The 15,721-nt window shown below is 59.1% G+C and carries 11 protein-coding genes; 6 read left to right on the forward strand and 5 right to left on the reverse strand.

What is annotated here, in order from left to right; all coding sequences use genetic code 11:
* Positions 1-265: 265 nt before the first annotated feature.
* The 5 genes from ACIPF8_RS19620 to xylA form a co-directional block, all read right to left on the reverse strand.
* Positions 266-1,408, reverse strand: a complete 1,143-nt coding sequence (locus ACIPF8_RS19620; RefSeq protein WP_400424168.1) for a sugar ABC transporter permease — start codon at positions 1,406-1,408, stop codon at positions 266-268.
* Complete coding sequence (gene xylG, locus ACIPF8_RS19625) at positions 1,405-2,961, reverse strand: D-xylose ABC transporter ATP-binding protein (protein WP_400424170.1); 1,557 nt, start codon at positions 2,959-2,961, stop codon at positions 1,405-1,407. Before xylG ends, ACIPF8_RS19620 begins: the two co-directional genes overlap by 4 nt.
* Before the next feature lie 95 nt (positions 2,962-3,056).
* Positions 3,057-4,061, reverse strand: coding sequence for a D-xylose ABC transporter substrate-binding protein (gene xylF / locus ACIPF8_RS19630; protein ID WP_400424171.1), 1,005 nt, complete (start codon positions 4,059-4,061; stop codon positions 3,057-3,059).
* A gap of 49 nt (positions 4,062-4,110) precedes the next feature.
* A complete protein-coding gene (gene xylB, locus ACIPF8_RS19635) occupies positions 4,111-5,598 on the reverse strand; it encodes a xylulokinase (protein WP_400424173.1) in 1,488 nt (495 codons plus the stop codon).
* 13 nt (positions 5,599-5,611) lie between these two features.
* Entirely contained in the window at positions 5,612-6,928 is a 1,317-nt protein-coding gene (gene xylA / locus ACIPF8_RS19640) for a xylose isomerase (protein ID WP_400424175.1), read from the reverse strand.
* A gap of 263 nt (positions 6,929-7,191) precedes the next feature.
* Between xylA and ACIPF8_RS19645 the strand changes: the two genes are divergently transcribed.
* The 6 genes from ACIPF8_RS19645 to ACIPF8_RS19670 all read left to right on the forward strand — a co-directional run.
* Positions 7,192-8,397, forward strand: coding sequence for a XylR family transcriptional regulator (locus ACIPF8_RS19645; protein WP_400424177.1), 1,206 nt, complete (start codon positions 7,192-7,194; stop codon positions 8,395-8,397).
* Positions 8,398-8,437: 40 nt separating this feature from the next.
* Positions 8,438-9,484 (forward strand): aldose epimerase family protein, encoded by a 1,047-nt coding sequence (locus ACIPF8_RS19650; RefSeq protein WP_400424178.1) that lies wholly within the window; start codon positions 8,438-8,440, stop codon positions 9,482-9,484.
* Positions 9,485-9,590: 106 nt separating this feature from the next.
* Positions 9,591-11,276, forward strand: a complete 1,686-nt coding sequence (locus tag ACIPF8_RS19655) for an MFS transporter (RefSeq protein WP_400424180.1) — start codon at positions 9,591-9,593, stop codon at positions 11,274-11,276.
* Between the two features lie 297 nt (positions 11,277-11,573).
* A complete protein-coding gene (gene purT / locus ACIPF8_RS19660) occupies positions 11,574-12,785 on the forward strand; it encodes a formate-dependent phosphoribosylglycinamide formyltransferase (protein WP_400424182.1) in 1,212 nt (403 codons plus the stop codon).
* Positions 12,786-12,872: 87 nt separating this feature from the next.
* Complete coding sequence (gene nadB, locus ACIPF8_RS19665) at positions 12,873-14,474, forward strand: L-aspartate oxidase (RefSeq protein WP_400424183.1); 1,602 nt, start codon at positions 12,873-12,875, stop codon at positions 14,472-14,474.
* A gap of 251 nt (positions 14,475-14,725) precedes the next feature.
* The coding region (locus ACIPF8_RS19670) for a tetratricopeptide repeat protein (RefSeq protein ID WP_400424185.1) at positions 14,726-15,721 on the forward strand (996 nt) is incomplete at its 3' end.

Genomic DNA, 15,721 nt, shown 5'->3' on the forward strand with positions numbered 1-15,721 from the left:
AATCGAGTGCGCGATAAATCAACATTGACGATATTACACAGCGAACATGACAATAGTATGACCGCGTCATGACGCTGCAAAAATCGCGGTGCGCACCTTATTCAACTCCCGAATCGAAAAAAAGCCCGCAATCCTTGCGGCTGCGGGCTAAGTCCAAACTCGGGGAGAGTTGTAGAAGACGAATTCATTGTAACTTGCCGGCAATATTTGCACAGCTGTCACAAATTACAGCTATCACAAATAACAGGCCCGCTTGGGCACGACATTATTGACGGCTGCCGCGCGTGCTCACGTCCACCCATACCGCCAGCATCAGAATGCTGCCCTTGACGATCATTTGCCAGTAGGTATCCACATCCAGCATCGACATGCCGTTGTCCAGGCTGGCCATCACCAGCGCCCCGATCAGGGCGCCGTACACCGTGCCCGAGCCGCCGCGCATCGAGGTGCCGCCGATAAAACACGCCGCGATGGCATCCAGTTCGCCCATGTTGCCGGCTGACGGCGAGCCGGCCGCCAGGCGCGCGGTATTGACCAGGCCAGCCAACGCGCACATCACGCCCATGATGCCGAAGATCCATAACTTGACTGCCTGCACGTTGACGCCGGAAAGCCGGGTCGCCTCCATGTTGCTGCCGACCGAGTAGACGCGACGGCCGAATACTGTCTGGGTGGTGACGTAGCTGAAGATGCCGAGCAGCGCCAACAACAGCAGCACCGGCACCGGAATGCCGTCATAGTCGTTGAGCGTGCGTACAAAGGCCAACAGCACCGCGCCGATGGCCAGCACGCGTACCGCATCGCGCCACAGTGGCGGCACCGTCAATGCGTGAGTGACGCGGTTGCTGCGCTGACGCCAGGTCAGGAACACGGTCAGTGCAAACAACCCTGCGCCGAGCAGTACACCGAACTGTGTCGGCAGATAGCCCTGCCCCAGATACACCAGATCGCTCGATACTGGGGCGATCGTCATGCCGCCGGTCACGCCCAGCAATATGCCGCGAAACGCCAGCATGCCGCCGAGGCCGACGATAAACGATGGGATTTTCATGTAGGCGGTCAGGTAGCCATTGAACAAGCCGATCAGCAAGCCGCACAGCAGTACCAGCGCCAGGTTCAACGGCAGCGGCAGATGGTAGGTGACGTTGAGCACCGCGGCAATGCCGCCCAGCAGGCCAAGCAGCGATCCCACCGACAGATCGATTTCGCCACCGATAATGACCAGCACCATGCCGCAGGCCAGGATGCCGGTAATCGACATCTGCCGCAGCAGGTTGGAAAGATTGCGCGGCGTCAGGAAGCCGCCTTCAGTTTTCCAGGTGAAAAATGCCCAGATGATGGCAATGGCGATCAGCAAGGCGAGGATTTTGTAGCGACTGAATAATTGCTTGAGATTGATGGATGTCATGCGAATTCCCGATGAATGTTGTCGCTCTGCGGCGACTGGCTGATGGCGGCGGCCAGCACGGTTTCCTGCGTCAGGCCCTGGTTGACGAAATCGCCACGCAGCTTGCCTTCGCCGATCACCAGGACACGGTCCGACACGCCCAATACCTCGGCCAGTTCGGAGGACACCATGATGATGGCCACACCCTGCTCTGCCAGATCGAACATCAATTTATAGATCTCATACTTGGCGCCGACATCGACGCCGCGCGTCGGCTCGTCCAGAATCAGCACCCGCGGCTTGGCAAGCAGCATTTTGGCGAGCACCGCCTTTTGCTGGTTGCCACCGGAGAGGCTGGTGATCGGCAGGAAAGGACTGGCCGTCTTCAGGCGCAACTTGCCGATCTGCTGCTGGATGGTTTGCAGTTCGGCCTCGGCATCGATGCGGCCAAACCGCGAAAATTCCTGCAATACAGTCAGCGTGATGTTCTGGCCGACGTTGAGATCAGCGACGATGCCGTGGCGCTTGCGGTCTTCCGGCACCATGCACAAGCCGAGCCTCAGCGACTTCATTGGCGAGCCGGTATCGACTTGCTTGCCGTCGAGCCAGACTTCGCCTTCCTGGCGGCCCGGATAAGCGCCAAACAGTGCAGACACCAACTCGGTGCGCCCGGCTCCGACCAGCCCGGCGACGCCGAGGATTTCTCCCTTGCGCAACGAGAACGAAATATCGTCGACTTTTTTTCTGGCAGGGTTGTCGACATCGTAGCAACTGATATGGCGCGCCTCGAACACCACTTCGCCGATTGCATGCTCCTGCTTCGGATACAGATTGTTCATTTCGCGCCCCACCATCTGGGCGATGATGCGCTCCACGTTCAACTCCTGCATCGGCGTGGTGGCGATATGCTGACCGTCGCGAATCACCGACACGGTGTCGCAGATCGCGGCGACTTCGTCGAGCTTGTGTGAAATGTAAACGCAAGCCACGCCCTTGGCCTTGAGGTCGCGGATGATATCGAGCAGCACCGCAATTTCTGACGTGGTCAGCGACGACGATGGCTCATCCAGGATCAGCAACCTGGCTTTCTTGTTGAGCGCCTTGGCGATCTCCACCAGTTGCTGGTGGCCGCCGCCGTATTGCATGACGGGCAGCGCGACGTTCATTTCCGGCATCTTCAGTTCGCGCACCAGTTCATCGGCGCGGCGATACATGGCGGGATAATTCATCCGGCCGCCCGGCAAGGTCAGTTCGTGGCCCATGAAGATGTTTTCAGCCACCGACAGTTCCGGCACCAGCATCAGCTCCTGATGGATGATGACGATGCCGGCGGCTTCCGTATCGCGTATCGACTGCGCTTTCAGCGGCTGGCCATCCCACAGGATTTCGCCTTCCCAGCTACCGTGCGGATAGACGCCGGACAGCACCTTCATCAGCGTCGATTTACCGGCGCCGTTTTCGCCGCACAGGCCGACGCACTCTCCGGCGCGCACCTTCAGCGCGATGCCATCCAGCGCCCGCACCGCACCGAACTGCTTGACGATGCCTTTCATTTCCAGCAAATAATCGGACATGCTTGTTCCTGTTGAAACGAGTGAGGAAAAAGAACAGGGAACGCGGCGACCAAGCCATCTCTTCTGGCTTGCCGCCCCGTCCGCCTGCGTCGCGATTATTTGCCGGAGATCTGCGCCTGGGTATAGAAGCCGTCTTGCACCAGCAAGCCGACGTTGTCCTTGGTCAAGGCGGTCGGCTTCAGCAGCACGGTGTTAACCTTCTTGATACCGTTGTCGTATTGCGAGTTGTAATCCGGCTTTTCATTGCGCACCAGTTGCACAGTCAGCTTGGCCGCTTCCGATGCAATCAGGTTGAGCGGCTTGTAGACGGTCATCACCTGGGTTCCGGCAACCACACGCTTGACCGCCGCCAGATCGGCATCCTGGCCCGATACCGGCACCTTGCCAGCCATCTTTTGCGCAGCCAGCGCCTGGATCGCGCCACCCGCAGTACCATCGTTGGATGCGACGATGGCGTCGATCTTGTTATTGTTGGCGGTCAACGCGTTTTCCACGATTGTCAGCGCTTCAGTCGGACTCCAATCCTTGACCCATTGCTGGCCGACGATCTTGATGTCACCCTTGTCGATGGACGGTTTGAGTATCTTCAACTGGCCTTCGCGCAGCATCTTGGCATTGTTGTCGGTTGGCGAGCCGCCCAGCAGGTAGTAGTTACCTTTTGGCTGCGCCTTGAGCACGCCCTCGGCCTGCATTTCGCCGACCTTTTCGTTATCGAAAGAAATGTAGGCATCGATATCGGCGTTCAGGATCAGGCGGTCGTATGACAGCACTTTGATGCCGGCTTTCTTGGCTTCCTTGACGGCATTGTTCAGCACGGTAGCGTTGAAAGGAACGATCACGATGGCGTCAACGCCGCGCGAAATCAGATTTTCAATTTGCGAAATCTGGCGCTGCTCGCTGGCGTCGGCAGACTGCACATACACCTTGGCGCCTAGCTTTTCTGCGGCTGCGGTGAAGAAATCGCGGTCGCGCGCCCAGCGTTCGACGCGCAGGTCATCAATCGAAAAACCGATCTTCGGATTCTTGGCATCCGCCATTGCTGCATTACTGATCACGGTCAGTGCAGCGGCAATCAGTGTCGTTTTCAGATACTTGTTCATGCTTGTGTCTCCTTCGTTGTTATTAAGTTTGGACTGTTGACTTCGGGCTTTAAAACAAGGATTTCAACTGCTGGTAAATCTGCTTGAATTTTTCTCTGCGCACTGCATAACGCGCATGGCGTTGCGGGTCTGGCCGATATACGGCGATTGTTTCCGGCACCGCACAAATCTGTTCCAGCGTTGCCTGGTCGCCGCTTTCCTCCACGACGCCAAGCCGCGCCAGCCGTGCTGCACCGAGCGCCGGACCGACATCGCCGCCGTGGCGACGAGTCAGTGTGCAGCCGCTGATATCGGCCAGCATTTGCGCCCAGAAAGCGCTGCGCGAACCGCCGCCGATCAGGGTCACATCGGTGGGCGCCAGGCCGGTCGATTGCAGAGCGTCGATACCGTCGGCCAGGCCAAAACCAACGCCTTCCAGCGTTGCATAGGCCAGGTCGGCAGGCAGCGTTGTCGCCTGCAAGCCAAAGAACACGCCTTTTGCCGCCGGATCATTGTGCGGCGTGCGCTCGCCGTTCAGGTAAGGCAGGAACAGCGGCGCATCGTCATCCAGCTGTCTGGCGGCGCGTTCTTCTGCAGCAGTCAGTAATGCCGCCACATCGGGATAGCCGGTCAGGCGCGCCGTGAAATCGAGACAGGATGCCGCCGACAACATCACCGACATCAGGTGCCAGGTATCCGGCAGCGCATGGCAGAAACTGTGCACCGCCTTTTCCGGATTCGCATGGAAGCCATCGCTGGCGGCAAAGAAGACACCGGAGGTACCGAGCGACAGCATGGCTTGCCCCGCACGCACCACGCCGACGCCAATTGCACCCGCTGCGTTATCGCCCGCGCCGGCCACCAAGGGAATCGATTTCAAACCCCAGCGCTGCGCCAGTTCAGGTTTCAGATGTCCGGTGATTTGCGTACCCTCGTAGAGCGCCGGCATTTGACTGCGATGCAAGCCGGTGGCATTCAATAATTCGTCGCTCCAGTCGCGCCGACCGACATCAAGCCACATGGTGCCGGCGGCGTCCGACATGTCGCTGGCGTAGCGGCCGGTCAGCCGATAACGCAGCCAATCCTTGGGCAGCAGCACCATGGCGATGCGTTCAAATACTTGCGGCTCATGGCGCGCCAACCATAGCAGCTTGGGTGCGGTAAATCCCGGCATCATCAGGTTGCCGGTGATGTGGCGCGATGTCGGCACGCGTTTTTCCAGTTCGGCGCATTCGGCAAAGCTGCGGCCGTCATTCCACAAGATGGCCGGACGCAGCACTTCACCGTGTTTATCCAACACGGTAGCGCCATGCATTTGCCCGGTCAGGCCGATTGCTTCAATATCGTCGGTACGAATGCCCTCCTTGGCGGCTGCCGCCAGCAAAGCTTCCAGCGCCTGCTCGCAGGCCGCCCACCAGTCGGCAGGATCCTGCTCGCGCCACATGGCTTGCGGCTGCCTGACCGCAAGCGGCATGGTGACGCTGGCGCGAACCCGGTCTTGGCGGTCCAGCAGGATCGCCTTGAGGCCGGAAGTGCCGAGATCTATTCCTATGAACATGGCTGCGCCCGAATCACTTGTAGATGGCGCGATTGACCAGGTTTTCCAGCATTTCCTGACGGCCGCTGACGGCTTGCGGGTTCAGTTGCTTGCTGAACGCATATTCGGCAACATCGGCCAGGCTGAAATTACCCGCCAGTACATCGCGGCCGAACTGACCATCCCAGCCGGCATAACGTTCGGCCTTGAACTTCGCCAGCACGTCGTTTTCAATCATGCCTGCGGCACGTTCCAGCGACAGCGCCAGCACATCCATCGCGCCGACATGGCCGTGGAACAGATCGATCTCGTCCAGGCTTTGACGGCGCACCTTGGAGTCGAAGTTATAGCCGCCAGTGGTGAAGCCGCCGGCCTTGAGGATTTCGTAGGTAGCCAGCGTCATCTCTTCGACGCTGTTCGGGAATTGGTCGGTATCCCAGCCGTTTTGCGGATCGCCGCGATTGGCGTCGATACTGCCAAGGATGCCGAGCGAGGCCGCAGTGGCGATTTCGTGCTGGAAGCTGTGGCCGGCCAGGGTCGCATGATTGGCTTCGATATTCACCTTGATCTCTTGCTCCAGGCCGTATTGCTTGAGGAAGCCGTAGACCGTGGCGCTGTCGTAATCGTATTGATGTTTGGTCGGCTCTTGCGGCTTCGGTTCGATCAGGATCGTGCCCTTGAAACCGATCTTGTATTTGTGATCGACCACCATGCGCATGAAGCGCGCCAGTTGTTCGCGCTCGCGCTTGAGATCGGTATTGAGCAGCGTCTCGTAACCTTCGCGTCCGCCCCACAGCACGTAGTTGGCGCCGCCCAGGCGCTGCGTCGCATTCATCGCGCTGAATACCTGCGCTGCGGCATAGGCAAACAATTCAGGATTCGGATTGCTGGCGGCGCCGGCGGCAAAGCGCGGATTGCTGAAGCAGTTTGCGGTGCCCCACAACAAGCGCACACCAGTCTGCTCCTGCTTGCGTTCGAGCACATCGACCATCTCGGCAAAGTTGTTGCGGTATTCGGCCAGGCTGGCGCCTTCCGGAGCGACATCGGTATCGTGGAAAGTGTAGTAGTCGATGCCCAGCTTGGAAAAAAATTCAAAGGCGGCATCGGCTTTCTTGTGCGCCATCGCCAGCGGTTCACCGGCTGCATGCCAGGGGCGTTTGAAGGTGCCGGCGCCAAACACGTCGGAACCGGGCCAGACAAAAGTGTGCCAGTAGCAGGCGCCCATCCGCAGGTGCTCGCGCATCGGCTTGCCGAGGATGATTTTATCGGCATCGTAATGGCGGAATGCCAGCGGCGATGCGCTTTCAGGACCTTCAAAACGTATCGGTTCGACATTCGGGAAATAGGACATGCTGGTCTCCTGTGATTATTCGGCTAGGCTTGCCTGGGATTCAAAACGTGGCTGAATACTAGCAACCAGTGCCCTCGCCGAACAATTACGAAATCCACCAACGCCGATAGCGATTCTTTCTATTGCAACCGCACATAAGACGATTTGGCCTGACGCGGAGGCGCATGCTGGGTACAATCCGCTGACTGGATTTCATCGCCATGGCACCAGGGTGCGATGGCTAAAAAACAAGAAAATTCCGTACCTGCCGTCAGGAGACACCGATGAAAAAGCTGCCGACCACGCATCGCATCGCCTTGCTGTTCAATGCCAACAAGATCTACGATCGCGGCATCATCACGGGCATCGGCAATTACCTGAGCAGCACTCGCGCATCCTGGGATCTGTTCCTGGAAGAGGATTTCCGCTGCCGCCTGCCCGGTATCGAACGCTGGCATGGCGATGGCATCATCGCTGACTTTGACGACCCGGCAGTCTGCGAGGCGCTCTCCGATACCCGCCTTCCGGTGGTCGCAGTGGGTGGTTCGTATCAGGACGAAGCCGACTATCCTCAGAATATCCCTTACGTGGCCACCGACAATTTCAAGCTGATCAAACTGGCCTACGATCATTTGATCGAAGCGGGGTTGACGCGCTTCGCCTGTTTCAGCCTGCCGGAGGCATCGGTCAATCGCTGGGCGCAGGAGCGCGAAAAAGCCTTTCAGCGGCTGATGCAAAGAGATGGCATGGATGCCGAAATTTATCGCGGGGTCAGCACCAGCGCGCCGGCCTGGGATACTGCGGTGGAACAGCAGATCGCCTGGCTTCACAGCCTGCCCAAACCGATCGGCATTATCGCTGTGAGCGATGCGCGCGCGCGGCAATTGCTGCAGGCTTGCCTGAGCGCCGGCATCGCGGTGCCTGAACAAGTGGCGCTGATCGGCATCGACAACGATCCACTGGCGCGTACGCTGACGCGGGTGCCGCTTAGTTCGGTAATCCAGGGCACCGAAGAAATGGGGCGCACCGCGGCCCACTTGCTGCATCAGATGCTGCATGGCGTACAGCTCGGCGGCAGCTGCATCCTGGTGCCGCCGATCGGCATCAATGTGCTCGCCTCAAGCCAGCATGAACCGCTCAGCCATCCGCACGTGATGCAGGCGCTGCATTTCATTCGCCAGTACGCCTGCCAGGGCATCAAGACCGAACAAGTCGCCGACTATGTCGGTGTCTCGCGCTCGTCGCTGGAATCGTATTTCCGGCGCGAACTCGGGCGTAGCGTGCACGATGAAATCCTGCGCTTCAAGCTCGATGCGGCAAAGACCATTCTCGAACACGAAACCCGCAGCATCGCCGACATCGCCGTCAGTTGCGGCTTCACCTCAGTCCAGTACATGCACGCGGTGTTCAAGCGTGAACTGGGCTGCACGCCGCGCGAATACCAGGAGCGCACTGCGCAGGCTTCGTTACACGCCGTCAAGCAACCGTAATCATGATCAACCAATCGGCCACCACTTCCTATTTCAAGCCATGATCCAATTTCCCATTTCCAGCAGCGACACCGACAACGGCGATACTTTGTACACGCTGCAGAATGCGCAAGACATGCGTATTACCATCAGCAATCGCGGCGCCACCTTGATCTCATGGTTCGCTCCAGACCGCTACGGCCGCATGGCCGATATCCTGCTCGGTTACCCGGATGCCCAAGCCTATGTCGGCAACAAGGAGTACTTCGGCGCATTGGTCGGACGCTGGGCCAACCGGATTGCCGGCGGCCGCTTCGCGCTCGACGGCGCCGACTACCTGGTCGATCGCAATGAAGCCGGCAACCACCTGCACGGCGGCGACAGCGGCTTCCACCTGGCGCGCTGGCAAGCCCGGCCGGAAGCCGACGGCTTGCGACTGACATTGACGTCACCCGAGGGCGAAGCCGGATTTCCCGGCAACCTGCAGGTCGAAGTACTGTACCGGCTGGACGACCAGGGCAGCTTGTCGATCGACTACCAGGCCATCACCGACGCGCCGACGCCGGTCAACCTGACTTCTCACGGCTATTTCAATCTGAATGGCGGCAGCAGCGGCATCGGCGATCATTTGCTGACGATTGATGCCGACCACTTCCTGAAGATCGACAAGCAACTGATTCCGACCGACCCCGCCGAAGTCGCCGGCAGCGCCTTCGACTTCCGCCAGCCGGCTCCGATCGGCCCGCGGCTGTCCTGGCCGGATGCACAGATTGCGCTGGCCGGCGGTTTCGATCACTGTTATTGCCTGGATTGGAAAGAGGGTGAAGAGCGCGGCAGCTTGCGCCAGGTAGCCAACGTCTATGACCCCGGCTCGGGACGCGAGCTATCGGTCGCCACCACCGAAACCGGCTTGCAGTTCTATAGCGGCAATTTCCTGGGTGGCGTGCAGGGGCGCGGCGCCGTGCCGTATGCAACGCACGATGGCTTCTGCCTGGAAGCGCAGGCCTATCCCAATCAGGTCAACGGCCCTGATGCCGAGGCGGTCATATTGCGTCCAGGCCAGGTGTATCGACAAACCACCGTCTACAGCCTGGGAGTAAGGCGCTGAGCAGGTCTTATGTAAGCTTCCCGTAAGTTTCAAGCAAGTCCTGCGTAAGGTTTCAATTGCACACTCCAGATTAGCTGTACAAATATAAATAATCTAGGAGACAGGCATGGCCACATTACAACCGACCGCAGGTGGGCTTAAACCGGCCGCACGCGGCATTACTCCAGAGGAACGCAAAGTCATTTTTGCGTCATCCCTCGGCACCGTTTTCGAATGGTACGACTTCTACCTGTACGGCTCGCTGGCGGCAATTATCGCCAAGCAGTTCTTTTCCGGCACTGATCCGAATACCGGCTTCATTTTCGCCCTGCTGGCATTTGCGGCGGGCTTTATCGTGCGGCCGTTCGGCGCATTGGTGTTCGGCCGCCTGGGCGACATGATCGGCCGTAAATTCACTTTCCTGGTGACGATCCTGATCATGGGGGCTTCGACCTTCATCGTCGGCATCCTGCCGAATTACGCAACCATCGGCATTACTGCACCGATCATCCTGATCGTCCTGCGCATCTTGCAAGGTCTGGCACTCGGCGGTGAGTACGGAGGTGCTGCGACCTATGTCGCCGAGCACGCTCCGGACGACAAGCGCGGCGCCTTCACTTCCTGGATCCAGACTACTGCAACAATGGGACTGTTCCTGTCGCTGCTGGTAATCCTCGGCGTGCGTAGCGCGGTCGGCGAAGAAGCGTTTTCGGCCTGGGGCTGGCGCATTCCGTTCCTGGTCTCGGTGATCCTGCTGGCCGTCTCGGTCTGGATCCGTCTGTCGATGAATGAATCGCCTGCGTTCGCCAAGATGAAAGCGGAAGGCAAGACCTCCAAGGCGCCGCTGACCGAAGCCTTCGGCCAATGGAAAAACCTGAAACTGGTGATCCTGGCGCTGATCGGCCTGACCGCCGGCCAAGCCGTGGTCTGGTATACAGGTCAGTTCTACGCACTGTTCTTCCTGACCCAGTCGCTCAAGGTCGACATGTCGACCGCCAACATCCTGATCGCGCTGGCCCTGTTGCTGGGAACGCCGTTCTTCGTGATCTTCGGCTCGCTGTCGGACAAGATCGGCCGCAAGCCAATCATCATGGCCGGCTGCCTGATCGCGGCACTGACCTACTTCCCGATCTTCTCCGGCCTGACCCACTATGCAAATCCAGCATTGGAAGCTGCACTGAAAAGCGCACCGGTGATCGTCACTGCCGATCCTGCGTCCTGCCAGTTCCAGTTCAATCCGACCGGCACCAAGAAGTTCACCTCTTCCTGCGATATCGCCAAAGCCAAATTGTCAGCGGCTTCGGTGAACTATGAGAATGTCGCCGGCGCGCCGGGCTCTCCCGCCACCATCAAGATCGGCGACAAGATCCTGACCTCGTACGATGCCAGCGGCCTGTCGAAGGAAGAAGCTGCCGCCAAGGACAAGGCCTTCACGGCTGAACTGGCGGCCGACATCAAGGGTGCAGGCTATCCGACCAAGGCTGATCCGGATCAGATGAACAAGCCAATGGTCTTGCTGCTGTTGTTCATCCTGGTGCTCTACGTGACCATGGTGTACGGCCCGATTGCAGCGATGCTGGTGGAAATGTTCCCGACCCGCATCCGCTACACCTCGATGTCGATGCCTTACCACATCGGTAACGGCTGGTTCGGCGGCTTGCTGCCAACCACAGCGTTTGCGCTGGTGGCGTTCAAGGGCGATATTTACTACGGCCTGTGGTATCCGATCGTGATCGCTGCCGCCACTTTCGTGATCGGCATGTTGTTCGTCAAGGAAACCAAGGACTACGATATCTACCAAGAAGAGCGCTAATGAAATAAATGGCATATCCTTACGGCTATGCCTGAGCTGCAAGACAAGCCGCCAGATGGTTCTGGCGGCTTTTTTTATTACTCCAGCGTGCAGCAGGTTTTTCGAGGTCCCCTGTCCATGATCCGCATTATTTGGTATTGTCAGCCCCTTGGCCGCGAATACCGGTGGCGAATTTCATAGTCAATTGAAGTTAACAAAATAGCATCAACCTTTACGTACCCGTACCGCCGCTGCCATCATTCATCTTATCCATCCACGAATATTGCGATGCATCCATCGTCGCAGCCCCTTTCCACTATGAAGACACCAATCAGACTCGGTACCCCGCTCTCTCCTTCCGCCACCAAAGTCATGCTGCTGGGTTCCGGCGAACTCGGCAAGGAAGTCATTATTTCGCTGCAACGGCTTGGTGTCGAAGTGATTGCTGTCGACCGTTATCCGAATGCGCCAGGCCATCAGGTTGCACATCGTTCGCACGTCATCAACATGGCCGATGGCGCCGCGCTGGAAGCGCTGATTGCGCAAGAGAAACCGGACTTGGTCGTGCCGGAAATCGAAGCCATCGCCACCGAAACCCTGGTCGCCCTCGAAGCCGCCGGCAAGGTCACCGTGATTCCAACCGCGCGCGCCGCCTGGCTGACCATGAACCGTGAAGGCATCCGCCGCCTGGCTGGCGAGACGCTGGCCTTGGCGACATCGCCTTACCGTTTTGCCAATAACCTGGCGGAACTGAAAGCCGCTTGCGCTGAAATCGGCTTTCCTTGTGTCATCAAACCAGTCATGTCTTCGTCCGGCAAAGGCCAGTCGAAGATCGACGGCGCCGACGAAGTCGAAGCCGCCTGGGCCTATGCTGCCGCCGGCGGCCGGGTCGATTCGGGCCGGGTCATTGTCGAAGGCTTCATCGATTTCGATTATGAAATCACCTTGTTGACCGTACGCGCGCTGGAACAAGACGGCAGCGTCGCCACCCATTTCTGCGAGCCAATCGGCCATGTCCAGGTGCAAGGCGACTATGTCGAATCCTGGCAACCGCATCCGATGCATCCAGATGCGCTGTTGAAGGCACGCGATATCGCCAAGAAAGTGACCGACAACCTGGGCGGCCTGGGCTTGTTTGGGGTTGAATTATTCGTCAAGAACGACATGGTCTGGTTCTCCGAAGTCAGCCCGCGTCCGCACGATACCGGCATGGTGACCATGGCCAGCCAGCAGCAAAGCGAATTCGAACTGCATGCCAAGGCTATCCTCGGCTTGCCGGTCAATGTCGCCTTGCGCAGCCCGGCAGCGTCGGCGGTGATCTACGGCCAGCACGATGCCAAGGGAATTGCATTTGAGGGCGTGGCGGACGCCATGCGCGGGCCGGGCATCGATATCCGCCTGTTCGGCAAGCCGGAATCGTTCGCACGCCGGCGCATGGGCGTTGCGTTGGCCACCGCGGACGATGTCGAGACTGCACGCACGCGGGCGAAACAGGCTGCCGCCAAGGTAAAACCGGTGGTGGTCGGCTAATCACCAAGACAGAAGCATCTGCAGCAAATGAAAGAGACATCGCCCCGACCGGGGCGATCCCAATAGAAAAACAACCAACAACTTGCCATGAAATTCGATGTCGCCATTATCGGTAGCGGACTAGCCGGCCTTTCAGTCGCACTGCACCTTGCGGAAAACAACAAGGTCGCAGTGATTTCCAAACGCGCGCTGCTCGACGGCGCCAGCAACTGGGCTCAGGGCGGCATCGCTGCCGTACTGGATTCCGGCGATAGCCACCAGCAGCACATCGACGACACGCTGGTCGCCGGCGCCGGCCTGTGCGATGAAAGCGCGACCCGCTTCATCGTCGAAAACGGCCGCGCTGCAATCGAATGGCTGATCGAACAAGGCGTGCCTTTCACGCCCGACGCCAATGCCGAACTGGGCTTCCACCTGACCCGCGAAGGCGGCCACAGCCAGCGCCGCATCATTCACGCTGCCGACGCCACCGGCCATGCGGTGCAGGTCACGCTGGAACAGAAGGTGCGCGCTCATCCGAACATCACGCTGCTGGAAGATCATTACGCGATTGACTTGATCACTTCCAAAAAGGTCGCTACCGGCGATACCGAACCGCGTTGCCTCGGCCTGTACGCAAAAAACGTCAAGACCGGCAAGGTGCTGACCCTGGCGGCCGATCATACGGTGCTGGCCACCGGCGGCGCCGGCAAGGTCTATCTGTACACCACCAACCCCGACAGCGCCACCGGCGACGGCATCGCCATGGCCTGGCGCGCCGGCTGCCGCATCGCCAACATGGAATTCATCCAGTTCCATCCGACCTGCCTGTATCACCCGTATGCCAAATCCTTCCTGATTACCGAAGCTATTCGCGGCGAAGGCGGCGTGCTCAAGTTGCCGGATACCGAAGGCGCCGACGCCGGCCAGCGTTTCATGCCGGCCCACGATGAGCGCGCCGAACTGGCGCCACGCGACGTAGTCGCCCGCGCCATCGACTTCGAGATGAAGAAACGCGGGCTGGATCATGTCGACCTCGACATCACCCACAAATCGCCGGAATTCCTCAAAGAACATTTCCCGACCATCTACGCACGTTGCCTGGAACTCGGCATCGATATCACCAAGCAGGCCATTCCTGTGGTGCCGGCGGTCCACTTCACCTGCGGCGGCATCGTCACCGACCTCAACGGCCGTACCGACCTGCCGGGCTTGTATGCGGTCGGCGAGACCGCCTACACCGGCCTGCACGGCGCCAACCGCCTGGCCAGCAATTCGCTGCTGGAATGCGTGGTGGTCGGCCGCGCCGCCGCCAAGTACATCGAACAGCAGGAAAAGCCGAAAGCCGTGCCGCTGCCAGCCTGGGATGAAAGCCGGGTGACCGACGCCGACGAGGAAGTGGTGATTTCCCACAACTGGGATGAGCTGCGCCGCTTCATGTGGAACTACGTCGGCATCGTCCGCACCAACAAGCGCCTCGAACGTGCACAGCATCGCATCCGCCTGCTCAAGGAAGAGATCGACGAGTACTACGCCCACTTCCGCATCAGCCGCGATCTGCTGGAGCTGCGCAACCTGGTGCAGGTGGCTTCGCTGATCGTCGAAAGCGCGCTGTCGCGCCATGAAAGCCGCGGCTTGCATTACAGCCAGGATTATCCGGAAACCCTGGCCAAGGCACTGCCGACCGTATTGACGCCGCAACGCCGGTAATTCAAACAGGTATCACACCACGCCGGGGCGCCGTCTCCGGCGTGCCCCTCCGCTCCGTCGCATCACAAGTCCTTCCACCCTATTGATCAAAGTAAGCGTTCTTATCGCGTATCTTCACGCGATTGAATAGCGGTTGCCAATGAGAGCATTCAAAACCATGGGGAAATCCCATAGTTTTTTGCTTTTCGCCATCAGCAAGGGCTCAGCTTCTTGCCGGCACATCAACCCTCATTTGGAACTACCTGGACAATATGACTGCGTCTTCCGCGCCACAGCATTTAGCTGATGCCTCTCAACGCAAGCAGAGGCCCATCGCCGTCGGCGCCGGGCCGTCCGCCAAGCAAATCGAAAAAATTCAATTGCTGCTTGGCCGCCAGCGCTTCGATGAAGCAGAATCGGCTATCCGCTCGCTGCTTGTACATTTTCCACGTAATGGGTTCTGCTGGAAATTGCTTGGGGTAGCACTATGGAACCAACAGCGGCCGGCCGATGCATTGCTGCCGATGCAGGAAGCGGTCAAGCTGATGCCAACAGATGCCGAAGCACATAAAAATCTTGGCGTCGCGCTCCTGGAATTGCGTCGCTACCCCGAGGCGGAAACGTGCCTGCGTGAAGCCCTCAGACTGGCGCCCAACTCCGCTGAAATCCATATGAGTCTGGGCAGTGTCTTGCAGCAAAGCGGAAGGCCGGACGAAGCGGAAGCGATCTATCGCAGTGCGCTGAAGTGTCATACGGTCCAGGCAATTCCTGCCGACTCACTAGGCGACATTTACAACAACCTGGGCAATACATTACGTGTCAAAGGCTGCTTGACAGAAGCCGAAGCGAGCTACCTGCGTTCGCTGGAACTACGACCCAACGTTGCGCAGGTATACGACAATCTTGGCAGTGCATTGCTGGAGCTGGGAAGATTTGCAGAGTCGCAGGCGAGCTTCCGCCAGGCATTGCGGATTGCACCAACCATGGCCGCCGCCCACAGCAACTTGCTATTCTGCGCCTGCAACAACGCCGATGTCTCTCCGGCAGAACTGTTTGCCGAACACCTGCGCTTCGCAGAGCAATTCGAAGCGCCGCTGCGCCCGCACTGGCCCGTTCACACCAATTCACGCGATCCCGAACGCCGCCTGCAAATCGGCCTGGTCTCCGGCGACCTGCGCAACCACGCCGTCGCCTCCTTCCTGGAACCGATACTGGCCAAGCTGGCTTCGCATACCGCACTCTCGCTCCATGCCTATTCGAACCACGTC

The sequence above is a fragment of the Collimonas sp. NPDC087041 genome, assembly GCF_044745265.1.
Lineage (GTDB): Bacteria > Pseudomonadota > Gammaproteobacteria > Burkholderiales > Burkholderiaceae_D > Collimonas.